Genomic DNA, 22,684 nt, shown 5'->3' on the forward strand with positions numbered 1-22,684 from the left:
TTTAGCGTCCGATTTGAAAATATCCAGTAGTGTGCAATTTCTATCGTTCAATACTCGCCGACTCAGGATTGTAGTAATAATCCTTGATGGTTCCATCCTTTATTTTATCAATGAGTTGATCTACAATAAAGACGGGCACCAAAAACCACTCCCTAACCGTGACGGGTTTACCGAACCGATCTTTAATGTCTATTTCCAAATTAGCCGCCTCCAGAAAGTTATGGATGACTTTCTCTAGCTTGAACCGGTTGATGTTTGCCAACTGGTAAGTTGCCACGATCTCTACCCCGGCCAGCAGAAAAGTGGCGTCATTTTTAGCGTTGGCGACACGCTTCTTAACGTCATTACCCGTCACACCGATTTTGTGAATCACCTCACGGTTGGCCGCGATGGTCGGGTGGTCCGACTGACTGCGCAAAACGTACACCGTACCACTCTGCTGGTCGTCGTCGGCCAGGTCGCCGGAGAAAAGCGGCCCTCGGTCAGCGTCCGTAATGAAGCGGCTCGTCTCATCTTTATACATAGCGCGGATGAGAGACCGCCGCAGGATGTTGCTTTCCGTACCGTTGGAGTAGACCACCCGCAGACGCGCATCTTCCTGGCCCGCGGTAATTTTTAATACCTCACCTACTTCTGCGACGTAGGCAGTTTGACCGCCGACAATTAAAAATTGCTCTTCCTCTATATCGGTTTGTACATAGCCATCGTCTTTGTGAAACCGAATCGTTTCCCGGAGGCCGGCGGCCAGTTCCCGCTGAACGGCATCGAAGAGCGGGCGGAAGTCATCAAAGTCATCACAAACCGTCCGGTTAGCGATCTCCTCGGCGGCTTTTTTCTCGGCCTGGGTACGGACGTGGCGGAGGTTCTTAATTGAAGATTCGGGTTCGTCCGTAACGCCCAACTCGGCCAACAACTCGTCATCGTCGAGGTCGTCGGCTACGGTAAAATCTGTATCGCTCGTTGCGGCAAGCAGGCCCTGGGGGTCGAGATCCGCCAGTAGCGTGCGGCAGACTTCTTGCTTCCGGATCTGGTCCAGCCGTACGGCGTAGAGCCGCTCGAAGATGTCGAGGTCCTCACCGTGGCGGGGCAGGCGACCGTGCTCCTCCACGAACTGCTGAATCTCCTCGAAACCGGCGATGATGCGCTGTTCCTTGTTGGTGTACTTCTTTGCTTGTTTGACTTCGACTTCTACGCCTAATTCCGCGAGCAAATCTTCATCTTCTTGAGTAAATTCCTTTTTGTTGACCATTTTTACACCTTGTTCTTTAACCGGACGCTTGGAGGACCTGCGGACGCTCCAAGGTCCTATATTTTAAGAATAATTTCAGGACCTCGGAGCGTGCCGAAGGCTCCTCCGAGCGTCCGGTTAGCTGTCCCGTCCGGTTAGCTATCCTGCTGCGCTGCTTTTAGTTGGACTATTACGGCGATCCCCTGCGCCATACGCTGTTCCCAAACATCGGAAGATTTCAAGTCGGGGAGCCGACCGTGTTCCCGCTTGAATTGTAAGGACCGCTTCGCCAGTTCGCGCGCTTCGTCCGGGTCAATGGTGATTCTTTTGGAGCTGATCACTTCCGCCATCGCCTTGAGGCTCTTCTGGTCCATCGATTTACTGATGATGGAGTAGGCTTGCTCGAAGGGGTTGATGCTGTCAATCCAGTCAACGTCCAGTTCGCGGACGTCCATGGCCAGCTTGCGGATGCCGTCGAGGAGGGCGGTGTTGGCTTTCGGTTCCCCATCACTGCTCTTACTTGCTATGTGGGGCCCCTCCCCCACTACGCTTGCACCCGCGCCAGCGCCCAAATCTTCTTCCAGAACAGCTTTCTTCGCTTGCTGCGTAATGTTGAGGGCGGCCACGGCGTGCTGGCGGACGGCCTCGATATCCTCTGGCGGGAGTTTAGGATATATGCCTTTGATGATCTTGCCCATCCGAACCTGGGTGATTTCCTGGGGAACGAGCTCGGTGTCGAAAATACCCCGCTCAGCCGCCTGCTTGTCCTGGACGAAGGCGGCAATCACCTCGTTGAGGTCCTCCTGACATATACGTTTACCGTGGGGCGTCTGTGGCTTGGAAAGACCTTTGATCTCAATGTCGAACTGCCCGGTTTTTTCGTCGTAGCCAAAATTATTTTTGTCCTGCTGATAACCCTCCTCGCCGTAGTCGTAGCCGTCCTTTGCTTTGCTATCGACATTTTTGGGCGTGAAGTTGAAGCGGGGCGCCAAGACCTGCTCCATCAGCAAGGAAGCGGAAATGGCCTTGAGCGTGTCGTTGACGGCGTCGGTGACCGCTTCTTCGGACGCATCCGGCTCGGCGATTAGGTTGGTAAAGCGAGTACGCGTTTTCCCTTCCGCGTCGCGGGTGGCCCGGCCGATGATCTGGACGATCTCGGTGAGGCTGCTCCGGTAGCCGATCGTCAGGGCGTGCTCGCACCAGACCCAGTCGAAACCCTCCTTGGCCATGCCGAGGGCAATGATGATGTCGACGTAATCACGGTTGGTCTTCACTTCAGGTGCCCTGAGCGCGGCGGCCACCCGGTTGCGCTTGTTACCGTCATCATCCACCAAATCGGCGATGCGGAGGGTTTTGCCGCCGGGCGTTTTTACGAGCTGAAAACCCGTTACCGGGTCCGTTCCCAGCCATTCACCCAGCGAACCGTAAATGTGCTCCGTTTCCTTGGTCTTATCGCCCATGCTCTCGCGGGAGTTTACGTTGGGGATGTGGATGATCGTCTTTTCGTTGGGGTCGAGGACCTTAAGAATATCGTCGGCGTAGGCGCCACTGTAAAAGTAGTAGCCCAGGTCGAGCGTCTTGAGGTGCTCGTAGCCGTTGAGTTGCTCGTAGTAGGTGTAGGTAACGGTCTTGAACCTGGCTTCGTCTTCCGGCATTAGGACCGGCACGGCGTCGCCACGGAAGTAAGACCCGGTCATGGCCACGACGTGCGTCTTGTCCCGCGCGATGAGTTCCCGGAGCTGGCTGCCGAGTACGTTGTTGCCGTCGGCGCTGACGTGGTGGAACTCGTCGATGGCGATCAGGCGGTCGTCAAAGGCCTCAACGCCAAATCGCTCCACGGCGAAGCGGAACGTGGCGTGGGTGCAGACCAGTGTTTTGTCATCACTCTTCAGGAAGGATTCCACCGATTTTACCTTGCTGCCGTCTTCCCCCGGTGCATTGCAGAGGTTCCAGCGGGGCTCCACCGACCAGTCGTAGAAAAAGCCGAATTTTGTCAGCGGCTCGTCGGCGAAGCTGGAGCCGATCGACTTCTCCGGTACGGCAATGATGGCCTGCTTGACGCCCTGCTTGTTGAGTTTATCGAGGGCGATGAACATCAGGGCGCGGCTCTTGCCCGAGGCGGGCGGGGATTTGATGAGCAGGTACTGTTCGCCCCGCATGGCGTAGGCACGCTCCTGCATGTCGCGCATGCCGAGTTCGTTGGATTTGACGGAGCCACCCGTGGAGCCGTAGTTGATGGCGAGGGAGGAGCGGGTTTTTGTGTTGCTTTCGGACATGGGGCGTAAGGTATTAAAATGTGGGCGCGGGCGCGGGTGCAGGGGTAGTGGGGGAAGGAGAGCCGGACGCTTGGAGGACCCTTAAATTGTTCGCTACGCTTCCAATTTTAGGGACGCTCCAAGGTCCTTAATTTTCTAGATAACCGGCTTAGTTAAACACCGAATTCATAGTCTTGCATTGGAAACGGGATGTCCCGTCGGTGCGCCTCAAAAAAGGCTGCCTTACCACCAAACTTTTCCAAGGTAAGATCAATATCTACCCGCCGTTCTACCAAAGGGTTGCTGTACTCCTGATAGGATGTCCACCAGTATTCGCTGAAGTCGTCCGTCATTTCGTGAATCTGTGGGTTCAGGTGGTGGTAAACTATGAGATCTTTAAAATAGGCCAATGTATCGATGGGTATGCGTTTGTAGTTTTGTTCAAACAGGCCGCTTACCCGGTTTTCCTGTAGATTAAAATATCTAGCGTAAGCGTTCTGCAGGTGACCGAAGGTGTTACCCAGTGACATTGGCTTACCCTGTATTTTAGCCGGTAGTTCGTCCTCTGGCTTCATTAAAACGGTCAGGTGGAAATGATTTCCCATCAGCGCGTACGATAATAGTTTCGCTACCGGCAATACGTAGCGATCAATGAGCGTCAAAAAGCGCTGGTAATCCGCTGGCTTTCGGAAAATAGCTTGCCGGTTAATCCCCCGATTGTAGATGTGGTAATACGTATTGGGAAGTATGAGCGTTTTCGCTTTCCGTGGCATAGTCTTTCGTATTGTTATAGGACCTTGGAGCGTCCCTGGAAAATAAAGCGTAGCGCAATTTTTCTGGGTCCTCCAAGCGTCCGGTTAGTAGTACTGAGGCCGGACGCTTGGAGGACCACCACGAAAAGCCCGCTACCGCTCGCTGTTCGTAGCGGACGCTCCAAGGTCCTCCGAGCCTTCAATCAATTTGCCGTCATCTCCGTATACAACGCAAACAACGTCTCCAGCCGTTCCGTATCGTTCTTAAACCGCCGGCCGATGTAGATACGTTCCAGTACCTCGTCGTTGCGGTCGTGGGCGCGTTGCAGGTCCGCCGGCATTTTGTCCGGTGCGTAGAGATCGGCGATGGTGGCGGGGAAGTGGCGCTCGCGGGCGATTAGGATTTCTTCGGCGCAGGTGGTTAGGTCGGCTTTGTTTTTGGCGGTGAGGGTGGGGAGGGGGAAGGTGTTCCAGCCTAGGGTGTTGGAGTAGGAAAAGTCGGTACGCATACGGACGCAAACGGTTCCTATCCATACCCAGTGGAGACGGGAGGCGATTAGGGCTAGGTTCCATAGGGGAGCATCATATAGGGCGTAATTCTTGTTTGTCGTATTAGATTTTTGATCAACAATGCCACATGGCAGATAAGACCTATTTTCTGAAGATATCGCCGCAACTAAAATTGTGCTTGAAGTAGCAGCATTCATTCTTTGGAATCTATGAGATTCGCCAGCAATAGCCCTTGCAGTTCTCCCTCCTTTCAATCTGACAGTACGTACGGCTTCAATACGTCTATTTATTGCAGGTATAGCTTTTGCCTGTTCAAGGTGTCGATCTTCAATCCACAGGCAATAACGTACGAGTCCTCTTATAAACTCCGCTGATCCATAAATGCGACGTATAAATTTCGATTGTTCATCGGCACTAAGGGTAAGTTCATTGCGATCATGCCTGGAAAGAAGCAGATTACCTCCATCAATTGGGGTATTTCCGAATGTCATTACACTTTGTCCACTCAGCGGCCTACTACTTTTCTCTACTATGACATTTTGCGCTGCTAGCAAATAAGCATTTATTTCCGTACACTTTCGCTCTACGGTTTCTAAATTTTCATCAATAGAGAATAGCCGTTTTAAGGGCGTGGAACGCTTACTGATTCCAGCGATTATCACTGTAACTCCCGCATTATAGCTAGCTAAATTAGCCCATTTGAATGATTGATGGGCAAAATTAATTTGATGTGCGGTACCAAAAATTAGTGGCCAAAGTATTGAGACTTGTATGCCTTGGCAGATTGAATTTGTCGATACGAAGGCGGTTGCTGACTGTGTCGACATTCCATAATTAGCGGCTTTTATGAACCACCCTGATACATAATCAAGCGATTTCCAATTTTTAACGTGGTTGATAAAAAGTTCTTTCAGATCACTTTTCTGCTCATTATTCTGATCTCTAGCTCCCAAATACGGCGGATTTCCACAAATAAAAGTCTCCCCACCCGCATTCTCAAACTCCACCTCCGCCTGATCCGTCGGCTTACTAAACAGGTCATCCCCGCGCATCTCAACGTTTTCCCCCGTCGGTGGGCAAACCGACAGCCAGTCAATGCGCAAAGCATTCCCACAAGTAATCCAGTTCTGAGAATCCAACGGTAAAAACTCCGCCAGCGCCAGTTTTTGCCCGAGATAAAGCACATCACACTGGTACTCGGCGATAATAAGCGCCAAACGGGCAACTTCGGCCGAGAAGCTTTTCAACTCAATCCCCCGAAAGTTCGTCAGGGGAATCTCCGATTTCCGGTCGGCCTCGCCCCGCTGCTGATTAACGGCGAACTCAATCTCCCGCAACTGTTTGTAGGCAATGACGAGGAAGTTGCCGCTACCACAGGCGGGGTCAAAAACGCGGATGTGGGCGATACGTCGGCGCAGGTTGGCCAGTTTACGGCGGTTGTCGCCGGCCGCGGCCAGTTGTTCGCGCAGCTCGTCGAGGAAGAGCGGGTTAAGGACCTTGAGGATATTGGGCACCGAGGTGTAGTGCATGCCTAGGCTGCTCCGCTCGTCCTCGTCGGCCACGGCCTGGATCATGGAGCCGAAGATATCGGGGTTGATCTGTTGCCAGTCCAGCTTACCGACGTGCATGAGGTAGGCGCGGGCGATCTTCGTGAAGCGGGGGCATTCCCGCGAGCCGGAAAACAACTCGCCGTTGACGTAGGGGAACGACCTGGCCCAGACACGAATGTCTTCTGTATTCTTTTTAGTAAAATGCGTATCCATCGACCGGAAGCATTCAGCCATGATCTCGTGAACATTGCCGCCATCCGGGTCGCTGATCTTCTGTACCGTATCCGTAAAAAGATTGTCACCGTTAAAAATACTCGTGTCCTCGGCGAAAAAGCAAAAGATGAGCCGGGCCATGAAGTGGTTCATCTCCGTGCGGCGCTCGGCGGTGGCCCAGTCGGGGTTGTGGCGCAGCAGTTCGAGGTAGAGTTTGTTGAGGCGGCTGGTGGCCTTAATGTCGAAAGCACTCTCGCGGATCTCCTTGACGGTACTGATGCCGGCCAGCTCGAAGAAGAAGGTGAAGTGCTCTTCGAGGTCTGCATAGGCGCAGGCGAGGGTGTCGCCGCTGGTGAGGTCTTCGGCCTGGATTTCCCGGCCGTCGGTGGCGAGGATGAATTTGGCCTTTTGCTTGGCGGTTTCCGGCGCGTCGGAGAGTTGCTGCAGGGTGTCGGCTACCTGGCCTTCGTCGCAGACCGCGAGGTGGATATTGCTGCGCTGGAGGATACCGCCGGCAACTTTAGATTTGTTGGAGTTACCCTTGCGCAGGCGCTTGATGGTGGTCGCCTTGTTGCCGTAGGCTTCCAGGAAGTCGAAAGGGAAATTTTCCCGGTCGAAGGGTTGGGTGGCTAAGTTGGATACCGCTTCTTCTATTTCTACGGCGCTCATGGTGGGGTTGGCTTTATCCTGGGGACGGGCACGAACATTCGCCCGCGCTCACGTCTGGCCGTCAGCGGCAAGGTAGGATAAGTTTGAGGTTTTATGTGGGTGGTGGAGGCTTTATTGGAAGGTGGGTCATAATGGATAGTTGCCCAATCGCTTCGCTCATCTAAGTAACTCCGCACCCGCGACCGCGCCCAGCTGGCCCCGTGCTTTATTGGGATCCGTGCCCTCGTCCGCACCTGCGAGCTGCTCTGTGCGCCTACTTAAGTATGAGGCGAAGAACCATTCCCAAAAATCTCGCTTTCCCTAAAAACCATCCAAACGTGCTCCCACGCCTACTCCCCTTCCTACTCTACCTAGCCACCCTAACCAGCTGCACCGCCCAACAAGACAAATCGCCGACGGCAGAAAACTCCCCCTACACCTTCAAAACCGCCTCCCAGAACGGCACCGGCAAGTACTACCTGGGCCGGGAAATCAGCTACGTGATGGGCCACCTCGCCGCCGACTGGTTGGAGCGGCCGGAGCGCGAACGGGAGGAAAACGTCAGCCAGGCCATCGAAAACATGGGCATCCAAGCCGACGAGCGGATTGCGGACATCGGGGCCGGCTCCGGATACTATACCTTCAGAATGGCCCGGAAAGCGTCCGAAGGGAAGGTATTCGCCGTGGACATCCAACCCGAAATGTTGGACCTCATGCAGCAACGGATCGAACGGGAGGGCATCGAGAACGTGGAACTGGTCCGGGGCAGCGAAACCAGCCCGCAACTGGCCGCCAACTCCGTCGATTTGGTCACGATGGTCGACGTGTACCACGAGCTATCTCACCCCCGGGAAACGATGCAAAATATCGTCAGTGCGCTACGGCCGGGCGGGCGCTTCGTGCTGCTGGAATACCGCGCGGAAGATCCCACGGTGCCCATCAAACGCCTCCATAAAATGTCGGAAGCACAGGCCGTGCGGGAAATGAAAGCCGTTGGCTTGCGGCTGCGGGAGAACGTGGGTAATCTGCCCTGGCAGCATTTTATGGTGTTTGTGAAAGAGTAGACCGCGTACGGTCGATGTTTCTAACCGTGTTGGTTTCCTACTTACGCTCATCACGCTTTTGTCCTAGCCAGTCGGGTCGGTGGCGGCGTCGAGATTGTAAAATTGACCACACTACTGGACATTTTCAAATTGGACGCTTGGAGGACTCGAAACCCTTCGCTACGCTTTAGTTTCGAGACGCTCCAAGGTTCTAAAATTCTACTTGAGGACCTTGGAGCGTCCTCTGCCGTGAAGCCGAAGGCGAAATTGTTGAGGTCCTCCAAGCGTCCGGGGACAATGTCCAGTAGTATGAAAATTGACCTCCGTGATGCGCGGTCACGGGAGGGGAAGGCGGACCACATTAACCAACGCATATTCGCCTACACCACGGAGCGACGACGGTGAGTGAATTCCAGCGCGAGTGGCGGATCGTTTACCCGAAATTTGGGGGCAATCTGCGGGAGGTGCGGGGCAACCAGCAACGCAGCTACCAGGGTGGTGGAGAGGACGACGGGGGGAATAATTTTCGCGAAAATTATTTACGTTAAAAAATTGCTTTGCCCCACCAATCCCCCGTAATTTAATCCGGACGCTACCAACCACCCGCTTGCCCCGGGTATCTTTCAACGAACGCACCCAAGCCCTCCCTTCCTCCATGTCCCGCTTACCCAAAACCTACCTACAACACGCCTACGCTTGCCTGGGCGTGTGTCGCTACTGCTACGAGATCACCACTTCCGCCGAGGCCTGCCACGCCAAACTACCCGACGTCATTCTGTCGCTGGAAGTGACCATCATTATGCTCCGTGGCGGGCACGACCTGGCCTTCGAACGGCTCTACCACTGCGCCCGCGTTTGTGCCGAAGGGGCGGAGGCGTGGAGCGAAAGTCTGCACCCCCGTTGCGTGCAGAGCGCGGCGGCCTGCCGGTCCTTTGCCGCCTTTTTTGTGGGGCTCGACGCGTTGGCTTGAATCGTGCCGGGGGCGTGGTTCCGCTGTTGAATAATTTAGCTTAGACAAAGAAGTGGGGCGCGGTCGCAGGTGCAGTGATTCGAACATCCGCGAACTCACCCGGCCCCCCGATAGCTATCGGGGGACCGCGCCCAACTACATCACGATGTTATTAACGGCCACCAGCGGCGGCGGCACGTCCGTTTCTTCCAGCATCTGCCGGAGGTCGATCTCAATCGTCCGGCTCAGGGAAGCCATCGGGATGTCGTTGGCACCGCCCTCGAACGGGTTCTCGGTGCTTTCACCAACGCGTTCCAACGAGGTGAACACCCAGCCCACGATGACGCTGAACGGCACGGTGAGCCAGACCAGGTGCTCGCCCATGGTGTCGAACAAACTGAGCATCCCGAACGGCAGCAGGATGACGATTAGCCAGATGAAGAACAGGTTGATGCTGGAAAATTGGCGTGGGTAGGGAAATTTTTTGATGCGTTCCGCCTTGCCCTGGTGGGTGTAAAAATCCTTGATCACCTTTTCCATTTCTACGTAGGGGAACTTGTCAATTTGCTCGTTCTCACGCAGCGTACGCAGTTCTTTGGACTGGAGGCTAAGCAGGTGCGTCGCCCGGTTCTTTTTCGGGAGGATGTAGGTCAGGTCGGTGGCGGACAGGAAGGGCGCGATGGCTTCTTCGAAGTCCGTTTCCCACTCGGGCACCGTGTAGTAATTGAGGTACTCCCGGGAGTAATTCTTGTCCATATTCTCCCAGGCCTCCGGCTGCCGGAGTTGGTAGCGCAGGGCCGTCAGCCAGGCGACGTGGCGGTAGATCAGCCGCTTGTGAACGGCACCAACTTCCGTGGCCGTTCCCCCGGGGGCGGGCCCCACGAAATCACGGGCCATGACGCCCCAGGTGCGGCTGTCGTTCACCACCGCGCCCCATATCTTGCGCGCCTCCCACACCCGGTTGTAGGTCTGGGTATTCCGAAAGCCCGCGATGAAGGAAGCCGCCGTGCCGATCAGCGCCACCGGTATCCAGGGAATAGCCAACCACGTGAGGCCGAACACCGCGTAGCCGACGGTGGGGACGACGGCCAGGACGATCAGGACGTAAATGGTCCGCCGCGTCCACATTAAGAATTCGGAAAGTCGGTAGTGTCTTCCTACGTGCACGGGTATTACTTTAAATCTTGTGCGGCGGTAAATTTACTAATGAGGATGCCCACCAACACGACCGCGTAAAACTGGCTCACCACCCCGAACAGCGACACGATGAGCCGGGTGGAGTGCGCCGTCGGCGAAATGTCACCGTAGCCGATGGAGGTGATGGTGACGGAACTGAAGTACACCATATCCATGTACACCTCGGCCGGCTGCGTACCGGTCATGTTCGACAGTACGGTGGGGTCGTGGTAGTAAAAACTTTGCAGCAGGAAAACGATGATCTCGATCAGCAGAAAGTAGCCGCAGGCCGCGGCCGAGATAATGTCGGCGTTGATGTAGCTGGGTTTGATCAGGAAGCGAATGATCTCGACGAAAATGACGCCGAAAAAGAGGCAGTAAAACACGCTAATGCCCGCCATGAACGCGGCCTCCTCACCAAAAAATGGCAGGCTGACCGGCAACAAAAAAGCCACGATCCACAGCACCCGCTGAACCAACTTCCGCACCCGGCCCGCCCTCACGAACACCGCCGCGCTGGCCAGGCCGAGCAGGGCATGTTCACCGGCCAGACGAAGCGAATGTAGAAGGTTAAGTCGGTCAGGAAAATACCGACGTAGAGGTGGGCGATGAGGGCGGCGAGGAGGATCTCGTACTTGTGGTTCGCCAGGAAGTAGGTGACGGGTTTATTCTTGATGATCTTACTAATGTACAGTCTGCCAATCACGTGGCCGGCCGCTGGCGAGCCGTTTGTTAGTAATTAAGAGCATGTTGGGACTTTGGGTTCCTGACCGGTTTTTAGACAGTTTTGTGATGGTTAAGGCAGCAAAACCGGAGTTTAGGAACGCCAATTCAATAACTGTCCGATTTGCAGCTTGCTATCGTGGCGGTATTCTTCACCATTTGAAAACCACCGTCCCGACTAAGTACGGGATGCTGATCTTCAAATCGCTCGAATACCACCACGCTAGCGGCGCTTCAATCAGGACAGTTATTAAATCGGTGTTCCTTAGCCGTAGCTAAATGAGGATTTTGCTAACGAAGACCACCGCAAAAGTGGCCAAAACAGGCCGGAAGCTAAAGTCCTAACGTGCTCTAAACCTTACGCAGTAGCTTTTTTCTTACCATAAAGGCACGAAGAAAACACGGAAGTACTATTCTGTGTGACCTCTGTGTACTACGTGGTTACATCTTATGCGTAAAGTCAGTTAGTAATTGATCTTACGCAACCGGATTATGCCACATAAACACAAAAACACATAAGAACAAGTAAAACGGTGCTTCGGCGTAGCCGTACACCGATTTTCGTGCTTTTGTGTTTTGCTGCGCAGTACTTCGTGCTATGTGGCGAAATAATCTGCGTAACATCAGTTAGTAATACCCGAAGTAAGAACGGCACGGGAAGGGGCAGAGGGAAATCCGACCGTTCGGAAAGTAAAAACCGGGTTTGGGAAAGTACCGTCCGTTTTCGGCGGGTAACGCGCTTAATTTCGGTACCGGGCAACCGATAGCGGGGAAAACCTTCCAGCAACCGAGCCCACAAATTTTTTTAACAACAACTGTCAAACACATGTACGTATTTAAGACCTTTTTACTCCTGATACTCTGTAGCCTCACGGCTACCGGCCAGGCCCAGGACAACCCCAAGTTCGACCTCACCCGCTGGCACGTGAAGCCCGGCCAGCAGCAGGCGCTCATCGACGCCCTTGAGAAAGTAGACGGAAAGTACGCGGCCGCCAGCAACCGGGGCTGGGACTTCTACCGGTACGAAGACAATACCCTCGAAGTGATCACACCAATTCGGGACTACGCCGAGCTCGACCGACTGGAAGCCCAGTTCGACTTCGCCCGGGCCAGCATCACCGACGAGGAGGCTAAAGCCATTTACGACCCCGCGTCGGTCGCTCAGATCGTGACGGGCACCGAGAGCATGCTAATCGAAAAGCACCTCGACATGAGTTACACGCCCGCCGGGGAGGAAGGCATGGAAGGCAAAATGAACGCCCTGCGGCTCGACCGCTTCGTCTACGATTTCGCCAACACCCCCAAGATCTTCGAGCACGGCAAAAAGCTCGTGGACATGATGCGTAAGGCTGGCAGCCCAGTCCACATGAATTTCGTAACCATGGATTACGGTGACGGACAGACCTTCGAGGTGGAATACCTGGGCACCGACCGCGCCGACCTGGACCGCCGCCTGGCGGAAGCCGAAAAACTGCTGGCCGGCCCCGAAATGGAGGCCTGGGGGAAGACGGCCACGGAAATTAGCAAACGAGTCAGTTCTACCTTCGGCACAAAAGTAACCACTCTCGGCCGGGAGGCTAAGCCACCCACTAATCAGTTGTTCGTGGTTGCCAACGAACAACTCCTGCCGGGCAAAGAAGCGAATTACGAAGCCACCAATGAGGCCGCCAACCAGCTTCTCCGGGCGGGGAATGCCGACCTCTACTGGACAACTTCCATCCAGGATAACGGGATGGCCCGTCACTTCATCCCTATCCAGCAAATGAGCGACATTGATAGGGTGTACGAACAAATGCGTAAGCGGAACTACCAGCTAACACCCGCGCAAATGAAAAAAACAATGGCTTCGTTTGATGGGCAGAAGAGTAGTTCCCACCTCAGCGTGATGCGCAACCACGTGGATTACGCTTTCCTGAGCGACAAAATTGACGTTACGTCCGCTACGCCGGTGTACAAGATTCAGGCCTTCGACTACAAGCCGGAAGACGGGAAAAAGGTAATGGCCTTCCTCGAAAAAACGAAGACGATGCTCACTGAGGCCGGCGGCGGCTCCCCTTACCAAGTGTGGAGCTACGACATGGGCGGCCCGGACAACCGCGTCTTCGTGGTGGACTACGGCAAGGACAAGGCCAGCGTCGACGCCGCCATCGACGCCGATATGAAAAAAATGGGCAAAGACCTGGACGGCTGGATGCAGGAATTGACGAGCCTGCTGACCGAAGTGGAAGTTACCTACGGGCGAACGAGCGCGGCGGCTTCTTACTGGCCGGAGGCTAAAGTGAAGTAGGGGTTATTGCTGCGCCGGGATATTCTTTAAGGATTTCCCGGCGTAGCTTTTCAGCTTTTTAAAAACCATTTAAACTAAAAATACGAGCTCAAGAATAACTATAATATTTCTCCTATTGATAGTACTGGTCCATTCGTGTAAAAATGAAACCAGACCCGTAATTAAATATGAATCAGCAGCAATAGATTTAGTGTAAGCCAAAGGACAATTACGAGAACTAGATGACCAATTTGCAGAAAGATTTAATAAAGCAGATTCAGTAGCTATGGCGGAACACTACGGATAAGAAGGTACTTGGGAGTCCGTTAAGGGAAAAGACAATTTAGCTTCAGCTTGGGGGAAATGGATCCGATACAAAAATAAAGAAGGTACACCGAATATGAAATTTATAATCAGCGCGGTTTCCAGTCACGGTGAATTTTTGGTTGAGACAAGTAATTTTAAATCTTAGATGTAGATAATATTGTTAAAAGTACCGGAGAATACCTTGTGGCAAGAAAACTAGAAGCTGGAAAACGGAAAATGTATCGCGATATTGGGCTTTAAAAAACGAATGCATAACACTAGTGGCCCTCTTCGCTCATCTCCCCTGCGTTCGTCTTGGTCTTTTGTACGCTGGCGGCGTTAGCATAAGCCTCACTTAGCTTTGCGGTATTTGGGGATGGGGCCCTAAATAATTAGCCGGTTCCGGTTTACCTTCGGTGCGACTTCGTGGTTGCTGCCTTACCAGCGCACAAAATACCTGCGCCCAATATAGGGTTTATGAGCAAAGTGGGCTACTAGGTATTCCAGTCTGCTTTCGGCCTTTTCCTATTTTACGGCTATGGCTATGGCTTATTATTAAAATTATCGGGAACGGCGGCACTGGGGCCGGAGGTACTGTTCTTTATTGTAGAAATATATTTTGCCAAATGGTGGTTTACCGGCTACAAATACGGCCCGCCGGAGTGGTTGTGGCGAATGATGACTGACCGAAAACTGATTGACAGAGCACTGCTCGTCAACCAAAACCCCGCACCCGCCCCGCTAGCTATCGGGGCGCCCGGACAGCCGTACTCCCCTCCCGGAAACCAAAAATCCCGTTTCGGAAGACGGCCCCCAAAAAAACGATCGAATACCCCGAGCTTCGGGATACAATACCAAGACACACACTTTCACCAATAAACAATACTGCAATGAATATCGCCATCATCGGCGGCGCCGGTTTTATCGGCAGCCACGTCACGCAAAATTTTCTTGCAGCCGGACATCGGGTCCGCGTTTCCGCCACCCGGCCGGAAGACACCGTACGGTACGCCCACCTGAACCAGCTTCCCGGAGCCTCCGACCGTCTGGAGCTTGTCCAACTCGACCTCCTCAAAGCTGATAACCTCCCCGACTTTCTCTACGAACAAGAAGTGGTCATTCACGCGGGAACTCCCTTTCAGCTCGCCTTTGAAGACCCGGTCGGTGAATTGCTCGACCCAACCATCACCGGCACCAAAAACTTACTGGATGCGGTAGCGCAAAACCCGACCGTCAAGCAGCTGGTAGTAGTGGCTTCGGTCGCTGCACACAATACCCATTTCCCGCTGGATATACCGGGCCGGGAAGGCCAGGTTGTCTCTGAAACGGATACGCCCCATTTTTCCGACCAGGATCACCCCTACGCCCAGGGCAAATTCTTGGCGGACCAGGAGGTACGCAAATTCGTCGACACCTACAAAGGCGATTGCGCAGTTGTTTCCGTGAGCCCGGTGGGGGTGATGGGCAAGTCCCTTTCCAAGCGGGAAGATTCCACCTCCATGGGAATGCAGCATCTGATACGGAACAAGATTGCCCCGGATGAATTTTTCCAAATGCTGTACGATCAGGACGCCACTTTCGCCGTGGTCGACGTGAAAGACGTGGCGAGCGCTATTTGCTCCGCCGCGACCACCCCCGGGCTGCACGGCCGGCATTTTTTGCTGTCTTCGGAGTCTTATCCGGTTTCCGATCTCTCCCTGATGCTGAACGGAAAGGCTCCGGTTGGCAGGCCACGCACCGTTTACGATGCCGGGGCGAGCGAGTCGGTGCTCGGCATTGATTATAAGCCGGCTATCCACTTCCTGGGGTGATTGCAATACGGTCTCTAATGTCGAACGCCCACTTCCCGGAGCCGACTACCTCCAGTGCCGCTTCACTGGCTTGTTTGAAGGCAAACAATTCCGGGTTGAACTTACGGGCTGTACCCATAATTGAATTTATGTCTCCTCATGGCGCGCACGACACAATTACCAGGGCATCATTACCCCGTCGATTTCAGGTGACCGAAGACGGATTAGGTTGCGGGGTAAGGTTCTTTCGGGTAGCTTTTGGGGCGCGGTCGCTGGTGCAGTGACCGCCGCAGGCAGCAGCGGAGCTAAGGGTAACGGACCCGAGAAACCTCGACCCCGTATAATCGCCAAAACAGGTACTTCTGCCCGTTTACCCCCGTATCAAAACGCTTAATCAAGCCCCGATCCGTGTTTCCACAATCAAATAGCTACCTTAACCGGCAACACCATCAAACTTAACGCTTGTCCCAACCCGTCACCGTCCTCATCGTCGAGGATGAAATCATCATCGCCAACAAGATCGGTCATCACCTGGAGGAGTTCGGCTACGTCGTGGCCGGCATCCAGGCCCGGGGCGAAGCCGCCGTGCGCCACTGCCGCAAGGAACCGCCTGACATCCTGCTGCTCGACATCAACCTCAAGGGCGACCTCAACGGCATCGAGACCGCCCGCACCCTGGAAAAAGAAGGCATCCGTATTCCCACCATCTACCTGACGGCCAATACGGACCAGGCGACCTTCGAGCGCGCCAAAGGCACCCGACCGCACGCCTTCCTCGGTAAACCTTACGATCAGACGGAGCTCCACCGCGCCATCAGCCTTGCCCTTCAAAGTCACCACGCACCTGGTCCGGTAGCTAGCGGAGCGCCCGAGCACGAAGTACTGCAAAGCAAAAAAGTCGGCCCGCCCCAACCGCCGCCACCCGACGGCTCCCAACTCCTGAGCGACCGCATTTTCGTGCGCCACAAAAATCATCTGGTAAAGGTTTTCCTGAAGGACATCCACTACATATCCGCCGAGCGCTCTTATTGCCACATCCACGCTGAGGAGGCGGAGTACCTGCTGAGCATGCCGCTGGGCAAACTGGCCGACCAACTGCCTTCCTCCGATTTCCTGCGCGTGCACCGCTCCTACGTCGTCAACCTGCGCCAGGTCGACATGGTGGCCGACGATCACCTCGTGATCGGTAAAACCGCCATTATCGTGGGCAGAGACCAGCGGGCGGAATTGCTACGGCGAGTAAATATGGTGCGGTAGCAGGCAGCATTTTATCACCATCGTATGACTACCGCAAACTACTTCACGGATAACTACCATCGCTACCGCGCGTTCTTGCTGCTGCTGTTGTTTGTTGCCGGCTGCCAAACCCCCAGCGGACCAAACCCGCAGGATGCGAACGCTCGCGGTGGCATCTGCGAACTGGAAAACTTTAGCTGGAATTACCGGCTCGTCAACCACGTGGAAATTTTGCCGGATACCGCGGGGCGGCTAACTTTTGCGGACGTTGGCCAACCTTCATTGCCAACCGGCTTCCGGCCGTACCGGGATTTTACGGAACCACTGGCTACCCACCTCTGGTACTGGGGGAAAATCCAGGTGGTGAACCAGGTGCCGCAGGCCGCCGAACACCTGGAATGGGTGCTCTATTTTGCGACGGACTGGACCAGCCTCGAAGTATTTTCCCGCGACCATAAGGGGAATTGGCGTGCGGAACGGGCCGGAGCATTCCTTCCGTCAAACCAAAAACGCTTCAGCCCGACCGCCTGGGGCAGCCTGATTCGGCTGAACCTTCCCCCCGGGGAAATGACTACCGTTTATTTTCGGGGTAAAAGCGAGCGCAAAGCCAATCCGCCTTCCTGCCATATTTACCTGCAGACCACCGATCGGTTTTACGGCCGGATGGGGTATGCACGGGTTACCAATGCCGTCTTCATCGGTTTCCTGGGCATGATGCTGCTGTACAACCTGATCGTTTACTTCTTCGGGCGCAACCGCAGCTACGTCTACTATTCCGGCTATTTATTGATGATGGTGATCTACGCCATCCAGTCTAACGATGATCTCACCGATTTATTCGGTAGCTACCTTTTCGCGGCCGCACCTCAGAACTACGGCTATTTCAAGTCGGCGATATTCGTGGGCCTGATGAGTTACCTGGCTTTCATTCGCAGTTTCACCAACATCAACGTACTGCTACCGGGGTGGGGCCGCTATTTTCGGTTGCTTACCTGGCTGGGCTTGCCCCTTTTGATCTTCCACTTATGGGTTAGCTATAATTCCAATTTTAGCTTCGTTCTGGAAGATCGGATATCGACGCCCTACATTATCCTGACCTTCGTCTCCTGTATCGCTTTGCTGTACCCGCTGTACCGGACGGAGGACCGCAAAGGATATTTCGTTATTGCCGGTATTGCGGTCATTAGTATCGGTGCCCTTATTTCGGCCCTGAGCAGGGTCGCCTTCCCACCCTTTTCCATCTTCTACCTCAAGCTGGGGGTGGTTGCGGAAGTACTGATCTTTTCCCTGGGGCTGGCCTACGAACAGAAAAAGCAGATCCAGGCAAAAGAGCGGGCGGACTTTGCCCTCCGCGAGAGTGTGCTGTTGCGGGAAAAAGATGCATTAGAAGCTGATCGCTTGCGGGAGGATAATCGCAAAAATGCGCTGCTGGCGGAGCGAAACCAGGAGAATGAACTCCTGCTTAAAGAGATCCATCACCGGGTAAAGAACAACCTGGAGGTTGTTTCCAGCTTACTCGAATTACAGTCCGTCGGCCTAACCGACGAGGGTGCCCGCAACGCGATGCTGGCCGGGCGCAGTCGGGTATCTACGATGGGCATCTTGCACCAGAAGCTTTACCAGGGAGACAACCTCGGCACCGTCGGGATGCGAGAATACCTTACGGACCTGACCAAAAATTTGGGACATACTTTCGGGGTTAACGGCCAGATCACCTTTCGCATCGACGTGCCGGAAGAACTGCGGCTGGACATTGACACCGCCGTGCCGCTCGGCCTGATCGCCAACGAGCTGATCACTAATTCCATCAAGTACGCATTTAGCTCCGCTGCTGCCTTAGACGGTGGGGGCGTTCCGGTAGCTCTCGGAGCAGGTACGGTGGACGTTGAAATGAGCAGAGTGGGGGAGCGATGGCTATTGGCGGTCGGCGACAACGGTAGCGGCAAAATGGTCGAGACCGTTGGCGGAACCGGTTTCGGTACCCGTCTGGTGGGGATGCTCGTGCAGCAACTGGAGGGAGAGTTACGGGAAGTAAACGACGGTGGATTACGCACGGAGGTAAGCTTCCGGGTAGGACGCGTGGATGCTTCGGGAAACGAAACCCACGCCCCGGAAAACCAAACCCCGCCTTTGGGAAAACCCGGTGGTTTTTAGGTGATGAACGCCCCCATATTTGGGGGGAACAAACCCGTCGCTATGAAATCCTCCCGTTTTGTATTCACTTTTTTACTCGCCGCGTTGTCCCTGATACTGCCCGACGGGCTGGTCGCCCAGGTGACCACAACGGACATCTATACCGCCAACGACACCATCTACTATGCCGGTGCCCTCAATGGCGAGGAATTCCTCTTTAAGGTAGCGGGCTACAAAACCTACGGCTGCCAGCCCGAGGGGGCCATTACCGCCACCCCGGAACCGATGAACAACCAGCAGTTTGCCCAGGCGGTCAGTGCCAGCCGCAACAATTACCGGGTGACGCTGGACTACGCCCAGCAGTTTTCCGCAGTCGTAATCACCCCCCTCGACTGGCAAGTGGAGGGCGCGATTGCGGGGTCCCAGCTCGTCGCAGGTAATGCCTTCGGACCAGCAGGCAGCGCAGCCGTCGTGGGCAGTCAGCGCATTTACCCCTTCGGTGATTTCCACGCCGGGGATTTGCCGAACCCATTTACCTACGCCATTCGCATCACTTTTATTAAGAACGGAGTGCGCACTTTTTTGCACATTCCCTACTACCTCATCGGCCCGGTCAACCCCAACGAGCAGGTACCCATCCTGGCCGAGGCCATCACCCCGATGATGCCCGATCTGGTGCTGCACGACCCGCCGGGAGACGGCAGCTCCTCTGGCATCGTGACGACTAATAACTACTGCGTCAGTCAGTCGTACAACCAGGGGGTATCCGATGGTTTTGATGCCAACCTGGGATTCAAAATCGGCGTAAAAGGCAGCATCGGTTTCATCGCCAACGTGGACTACGAAGCCTACGTAAAGGTAACCGGGAGCGTTGCCGGAAATTATTCCCGCGCCTCCGAAACGGCGCAGGAAATATGTTATTCCTTCTCCACGGACTTCTCCACTTCCGGAGACAATAACCCCTTTGAGGGCGGCGGCGACGTTTTCATCGGCCGCAGCACCCGCGTCCTACTGGGTAAATACCGGGCCTGGTACATGGAAGACTGCAAGATCAAACTCGGCGACCAGATCGTGATGGCCGACGACCCCGACGAGATTCGCAACTTTGCCCTATCGCAGGCCGGCATCGAGGAAGACCTCGAACGCCAGCGCACCATCCTGGCTACCGCCACCGAGCCGGCGGAGATCAACCTCGCGCGGCAACAGATTTCCGTTTGGGAGCAGGTGCTGACCAACAATGAAACCGTCAAGGCCAACGCAACCAACCCGATCGACAACCTCGATTTTAACGGTCAGGCCGGCACGCAGACCTTCAGCAAGGCGCAGAACATTACCCTAACGCAGTCCCTTTCCTACGAAAACACCTTCACCGCAGGCGTGCGGGTTGATTTTCTGGCGGAGATCGCTGGTACCGGCATTAGTGGCGGGGCAGGGTATTCTAACACCCGTACTTCCAGCGGCAGCCAGGGCGGTTCCAGCGGTAGTGGCTCGGAAACGCGCTACACTTTTACGGATAATGACCCCGGCGATATTTTCCGGGTGGACGTCTTCAACGACCCGGTGTACGGCACACCGCTGTTCAAACTTCGGTCCGGCAGCCGGACCAGCGCGCCCTTCGAAGGTGGTTTCCAGCGCGATCAGCCCCGGCTAGAGAACGGAACGGATGGCTGTGCTTCCGACCCCCGGATCATCAACGCCGTTAACGCTCCGCTGGGGGAGGCGCTGATCTTTCCGCTTAACATCTGTAACGACAGCGACGAGGCCCGCGACTACCTGGTCCGTTTCGTCGGGGCCAACGTAAACGGAGCCGTTTTGCGCCTTGGCGGTACGGAGCTGGGCTCTAACGACAACGGTAGGCTCTACGCTGGTATCCCACCGAATAGCTGCGTCAACGTAAACGGCGAGCTACCCCAGTTATCCGTTCGCCAGAACCCCGACGCGCCCGACTTTACCGAATACGACAACCTCATTCTGGAGATCTACCCGGCCGATGATCCCGGGCTGGCGCAGTCCATTGTCCTCAACGTCACCTTCGGCGACGGGGTAACCAATACCTGCGTCATCGACGACGACCTCGACGGCGTAGCCGACACCAACGACAATTGCCCCGGGGTAGCCAACAACAATCAGGCCGACACCGACGGTGACGGCATCGGCGATGCCTGCGACAACTGCCCCATCGTCGCGAACAACAACCAGGCCGACGTAGACATCGATGGCGTCGGCGATAATTGCGACAACTGCGCCGACGAATTCAACCCCGGCCAGGAGGACCTCGACGGCGACGATACCGCCGACGGCTGCGACCAGTGCCCCGAACTGCCCGGCTTCGGCGGGCCGGACGACGACTCCGATGGCATTGCCTGCGACAACTGCCCCCAACTGGCATCCCGGGGACTGCGCTTCGACGGCACGGACGACCAGGTGATGGTTCCCCGCGATGCGCTGGACATTATCAACCGGTTCTGGACCGTCGAGTTCTGGGCCCGCCCCGAGGCGACCGTGCGGGAGAATATCCAGGAAGTCTCGCAGGACCCACAATTCTATGTCTTCCCTACCGAGCAGACTTACGTCATCTACCCCAACTGGGACGAAAGTTGGCTGGGGCCAAACGCCAACGGCAACGGAACAGCGGGCGTCGGGATGATGGTCGGTGCAAACGGCGTCATCGTCCTAACCCAGGCCAATGACCACAGCACTCCTAACCTGGTGTACTACGCCGACCTGTCCGGCTGGCACCATTACGCGCTGCAACTCATCGATGGCCAGCCGGTGCTCTACGTCGACGGGCAGCGGGTATCTTCGGGCTGGAAATCCTGGCACCCCTTCGTAGTCCCGGGCAATGAGATCGGCTTCGGAGACCGGAACAACGCTGGCCGCGCTTACGGTGGCCGGATCGACGATTACCGCCTGTGGAGCACCCTCCGCTCCGGTAAAGACATCCGAGACAACTACCGCCAGGAATTAACGGGAACCCAGGAAGGCCTCCTGGTCAACTACACCTTCAACGATGGCGTACCGGGTATGGACAACAGCAGCGTCGCCACCATCACGGATAATACCCCTGCGGGCAACGACGGCACGGTCAGTGGCTTTTCCTTAGCCGACCCCAACTCCAATTTTGCACTGGGTGCGCCCATCAACTTCCAGGATACGGACGGCGACTACATCGGTGACCTCTGCGACGACAACATTACGGCGGTGCGGGAAATCGCGCTGCGCTACGTCCTGGAACTTTATCCTAATCCGGCTGCCGGAGAGGTTCGACTCAGCATCGGCTCCGCACTCGGTGGGAGCGTCAGCATCGAACTGTTCGATGCAACTGGCCGCTTTTTGCGCGAGCAGTCCGTCAACCTTTTAGCCGGCGAGCAAACGCATCGACTGCCGCTGCGGGGGCTCCCCGCTGGTATGTACTTTGTCGCCCTCAACGATGGTGTTGCCCGGCTGACGAAGCGCCTGGTGATTGAGTAGGTCGCGGGATTGATTTCCGTAATCAACTACGGGCATCCGTAAATATTTACGGCTAACGGAGGGTTCGTTGCTTCAAGCGGCGAACCCTCCGTTTTATGGCCTCGTCCAAATTGGCGCAGTAGCCGGGGTAGGCGCTGCGTGGCCGCTCCGCGTCAGGAATCCGGAACGGTGCTAACTAAATTCCACGAAGGCGGGGCCACGGGATGCGATGTTGGTGGAGGGGGAATTGAAAGATGTCAACGCTGACGGAATGCGGACGGAGGTTGGGTTTCGGGCGTAGCCGGCAAGGAATTTAGGCTTGGTTAGGAAAGTTAATGCCGGGCTTGGAGAAATCGCTTCGCCTCTCCCAAAGAAACCCGGCACCCGCGACCGCGCCCACCCTTTTACGCGTTTGCTTACCTTAGCCCGCTCCCCGACCCCAGTTCGCCCCAACAC

The 22,684-nt window shown here is 55.4% G+C and carries 15 protein-coding genes and 1 pseudogene; 9 read left to right on the forward strand and 7 right to left on the reverse strand.

Annotated elements, in window-relative coordinates; translation table 11 throughout:
- Positions 1 to 40 precede the first annotated feature (40 nt).
- The 4 genes from GGR27_RS17475 to GGR27_RS17490 form a co-directional block, all read right to left on the reverse strand.
- Positions 41 to 1,249 carry a GIY-YIG nuclease family protein gene (locus GGR27_RS17475; protein WP_168039733.1) on the reverse strand — a complete coding sequence of 403 codons (1,209 nt, stop codon included), beginning with the start codon at positions 1,247 to 1,249 and terminating at the stop codon, positions 41 to 43.
- A gap of 134 nt (positions 1,250 to 1,383) precedes the next feature.
- Complete coding sequence (locus GGR27_RS17480; RefSeq protein ID WP_168039735.1) at positions 1,384 to 3,504, reverse strand: DEAD/DEAH box helicase; 2,121 nt, start codon at positions 3,502 to 3,504, stop codon at positions 1,384 to 1,386.
- Positions 3,505 to 3,656: 152 nt separating this feature from the next.
- Positions 3,657 to 4,256, reverse strand: coding sequence for a transposase (locus GGR27_RS17485; RefSeq protein WP_168039736.1), 600 nt, complete (start codon positions 4,254 to 4,256; stop codon positions 3,657 to 3,659).
- A 182-nt stretch (positions 4,257 to 4,438) separates the two neighbouring features.
- Positions 4,439 to 7,177, reverse strand: coding sequence for a class I SAM-dependent DNA methyltransferase (locus GGR27_RS17490; RefSeq protein ID WP_168039738.1), 2,739 nt, complete (start codon positions 7,175 to 7,177; stop codon positions 4,439 to 4,441).
- Between the two features lie 317 nt (positions 7,178 to 7,494).
- Between GGR27_RS17490 and GGR27_RS20200 the strand changes: the two genes are divergently transcribed.
- The 3 genes from GGR27_RS20200 (at position 7,495) to GGR27_RS17505 (ending at position 9,169) form a co-directional block, all read left to right on the forward strand.
- Positions 7,495 to 8,220 carry a class I SAM-dependent methyltransferase gene (locus tag GGR27_RS20200; protein ID WP_320060368.1) on the forward strand — a complete coding sequence of 242 codons (726 nt, stop codon included), beginning with the start codon at positions 7,495 to 7,497 and terminating at the stop codon, positions 8,218 to 8,220.
- A gap of 380 nt (positions 8,221 to 8,600) precedes the next feature.
- Positions 8,601 to 8,747: a hypothetical protein gene (locus GGR27_RS17500; protein ID WP_168039742.1), complete on the forward strand. Its 147-nt coding sequence runs from the start codon at positions 8,601 to 8,603 to the stop codon at positions 8,745 to 8,747.
- Positions 8,748 to 8,854: 107 nt separating this feature from the next.
- Positions 8,855 to 9,169, forward strand: coding sequence for a hypothetical protein (locus GGR27_RS17505; RefSeq protein WP_168039744.1), 315 nt, complete (start codon positions 8,855 to 8,857; stop codon positions 9,167 to 9,169).
- Between the two features lie 135 nt (positions 9,170 to 9,304).
- On the opposite strand, the gene GGR27_RS17510 is transcribed toward GGR27_RS17505, so the two are convergent.
- Genes GGR27_RS17510 through GGR27_RS19905 form a run of 3 tightly spaced genes read right to left on the reverse strand, consistent with a single transcriptional unit; the run spans position 9,305 to position 11,030 of the window.
- Positions 9,305 to 10,315: a bestrophin family protein gene (locus GGR27_RS17510; protein WP_168039746.1), complete on the reverse strand. Its 1,011-nt coding sequence runs from the start codon at positions 10,313 to 10,315 to the stop codon at positions 9,305 to 9,307.
- A gap of 5 nt (positions 10,316 to 10,320) precedes the next feature.
- A complete protein-coding gene (locus GGR27_RS20335; RefSeq protein ID WP_209037984.1) occupies positions 10,321 to 10,827 on the reverse strand; it encodes an ion channel in 507 nt (168 codons plus the stop codon).
- Positions 10,824 to 11,030, reverse strand: coding sequence for a hypothetical protein (locus tag GGR27_RS19905; protein WP_209037985.1), 207 nt, complete (start codon positions 11,028 to 11,030; stop codon positions 10,824 to 10,826). Before GGR27_RS19905 ends, GGR27_RS20335 begins: the two co-directional genes overlap by 4 nt.
- Before the next feature lie 843 nt (positions 11,031 to 11,873).
- Between GGR27_RS19905 and GGR27_RS17520 the strand changes: the two genes are divergently transcribed.
- From GGR27_RS17520 to GGR27_RS17545, 6 genes and pseudogenes are all read left to right on the forward strand, one after another.
- Entirely contained in the window at positions 11,874 to 13,334 is a 1,461-nt protein-coding gene (locus GGR27_RS17520; protein WP_168039748.1) for a hypothetical protein, read from the forward strand.
- Positions 13,335 to 14,129: 795 nt separating this feature from the next.
- Positions 14,130 to 14,498: pseudogene (locus GGR27_RS20665) on the forward strand (DUF418 domain-containing protein); the annotation flags it as partial.
- A gap of 11 nt (positions 14,499 to 14,509) precedes the next feature.
- Positions 14,510 to 15,430 (forward strand): NAD-dependent epimerase/dehydratase family protein, encoded by a 921-nt coding sequence (locus GGR27_RS17530; RefSeq protein WP_168039750.1) that lies wholly within the window; start codon positions 14,510 to 14,512, stop codon positions 15,428 to 15,430.
- A gap of 441 nt (positions 15,431 to 15,871) precedes the next feature.
- Positions 15,872 to 16,666: a LytR/AlgR family response regulator transcription factor gene (locus GGR27_RS17535; protein ID WP_168039752.1), complete on the forward strand. Its 795-nt coding sequence runs from the start codon at positions 15,872 to 15,874 to the stop codon at positions 16,664 to 16,666.
- Between the two features lie 24 nt (positions 16,667 to 16,690).
- Entirely contained in the window at positions 16,691 to 18,799 is a 2,109-nt protein-coding gene (locus tag GGR27_RS17540; protein ID WP_168039754.1) for a histidine kinase dimerization/phosphoacceptor domain -containing protein, read from the forward strand.
- 42 nt (positions 18,800 to 18,841) lie between these two features.
- Entirely contained in the window at positions 18,842 to 22,249 is a 3,408-nt protein-coding gene (locus GGR27_RS17545; RefSeq protein ID WP_209037986.1) for a T9SS type A sorting domain-containing protein, read from the forward strand.
- The last annotated feature ends 435 nt before the right edge of the window (positions 22,250 to 22,684 follow it).

This window comes from Neolewinella antarctica, assembly GCF_011927835.1.
In the GTDB taxonomy this organism is placed as follows: Bacteria; Bacteroidota; Bacteroidia; order Chitinophagales; family Saprospiraceae; genus Neolewinella; species Neolewinella antarctica.

Excerpts from the sequence above, each read along its gene's own strand:
- GGR27_RS17475 (WP_168039733.1), bottom strand. The coding sequence starts at position 1,249 with ATGGTCAACAAAAAGGAATTTACTCAAGAAGATGAAGATTTGCTCGCG.
- GGR27_RS17480 (WP_168039735.1), bottom strand. The coding sequence starts at position 3,504 with ATGTCCGAAAGCAACACAAAAACCCGCTCCTCCCTCGCCATCAACTAC.
- GGR27_RS17485 (WP_168039736.1), bottom strand. The coding sequence starts at position 4,256 with ATGCCACGGAAAGCGAAAACGCTCATACTTCCCAATACGTATTACCAC.
- GGR27_RS17490 (WP_168039738.1), bottom strand. The coding sequence starts at position 7,177 with ATGAGCGCCGTAGAAATAGAAGAAGCGGTATCCAACTTAGCCACCCAA.
- GGR27_RS17505 (WP_168039744.1), top strand. The coding sequence starts at position 8,855 with ATGTCCCGCTTACCCAAAACCTACCTACAACACGCCTACGCTTGCCTG.
- GGR27_RS17520 (WP_168039748.1), top strand. The coding sequence starts at position 11,874 with ATGTACGTATTTAAGACCTTTTTACTCCTGATACTCTGTAGCCTCACG.
- GGR27_RS17530 (WP_168039750.1), top strand. The coding sequence starts at position 14,510 with ATGAATATCGCCATCATCGGCGGCGCCGGTTTTATCGGCAGCCACGTC.
- GGR27_RS17540 (WP_168039754.1), top strand. The coding sequence starts at position 16,691 with ATGACTACCGCAAACTACTTCACGGATAACTACCATCGCTACCGCGCG.
- GGR27_RS17545 (WP_209037986.1), top strand. The coding sequence starts at position 18,842 with ATGAAATCCTCCCGTTTTGTATTCACTTTTTTACTCGCCGCGTTGTCC.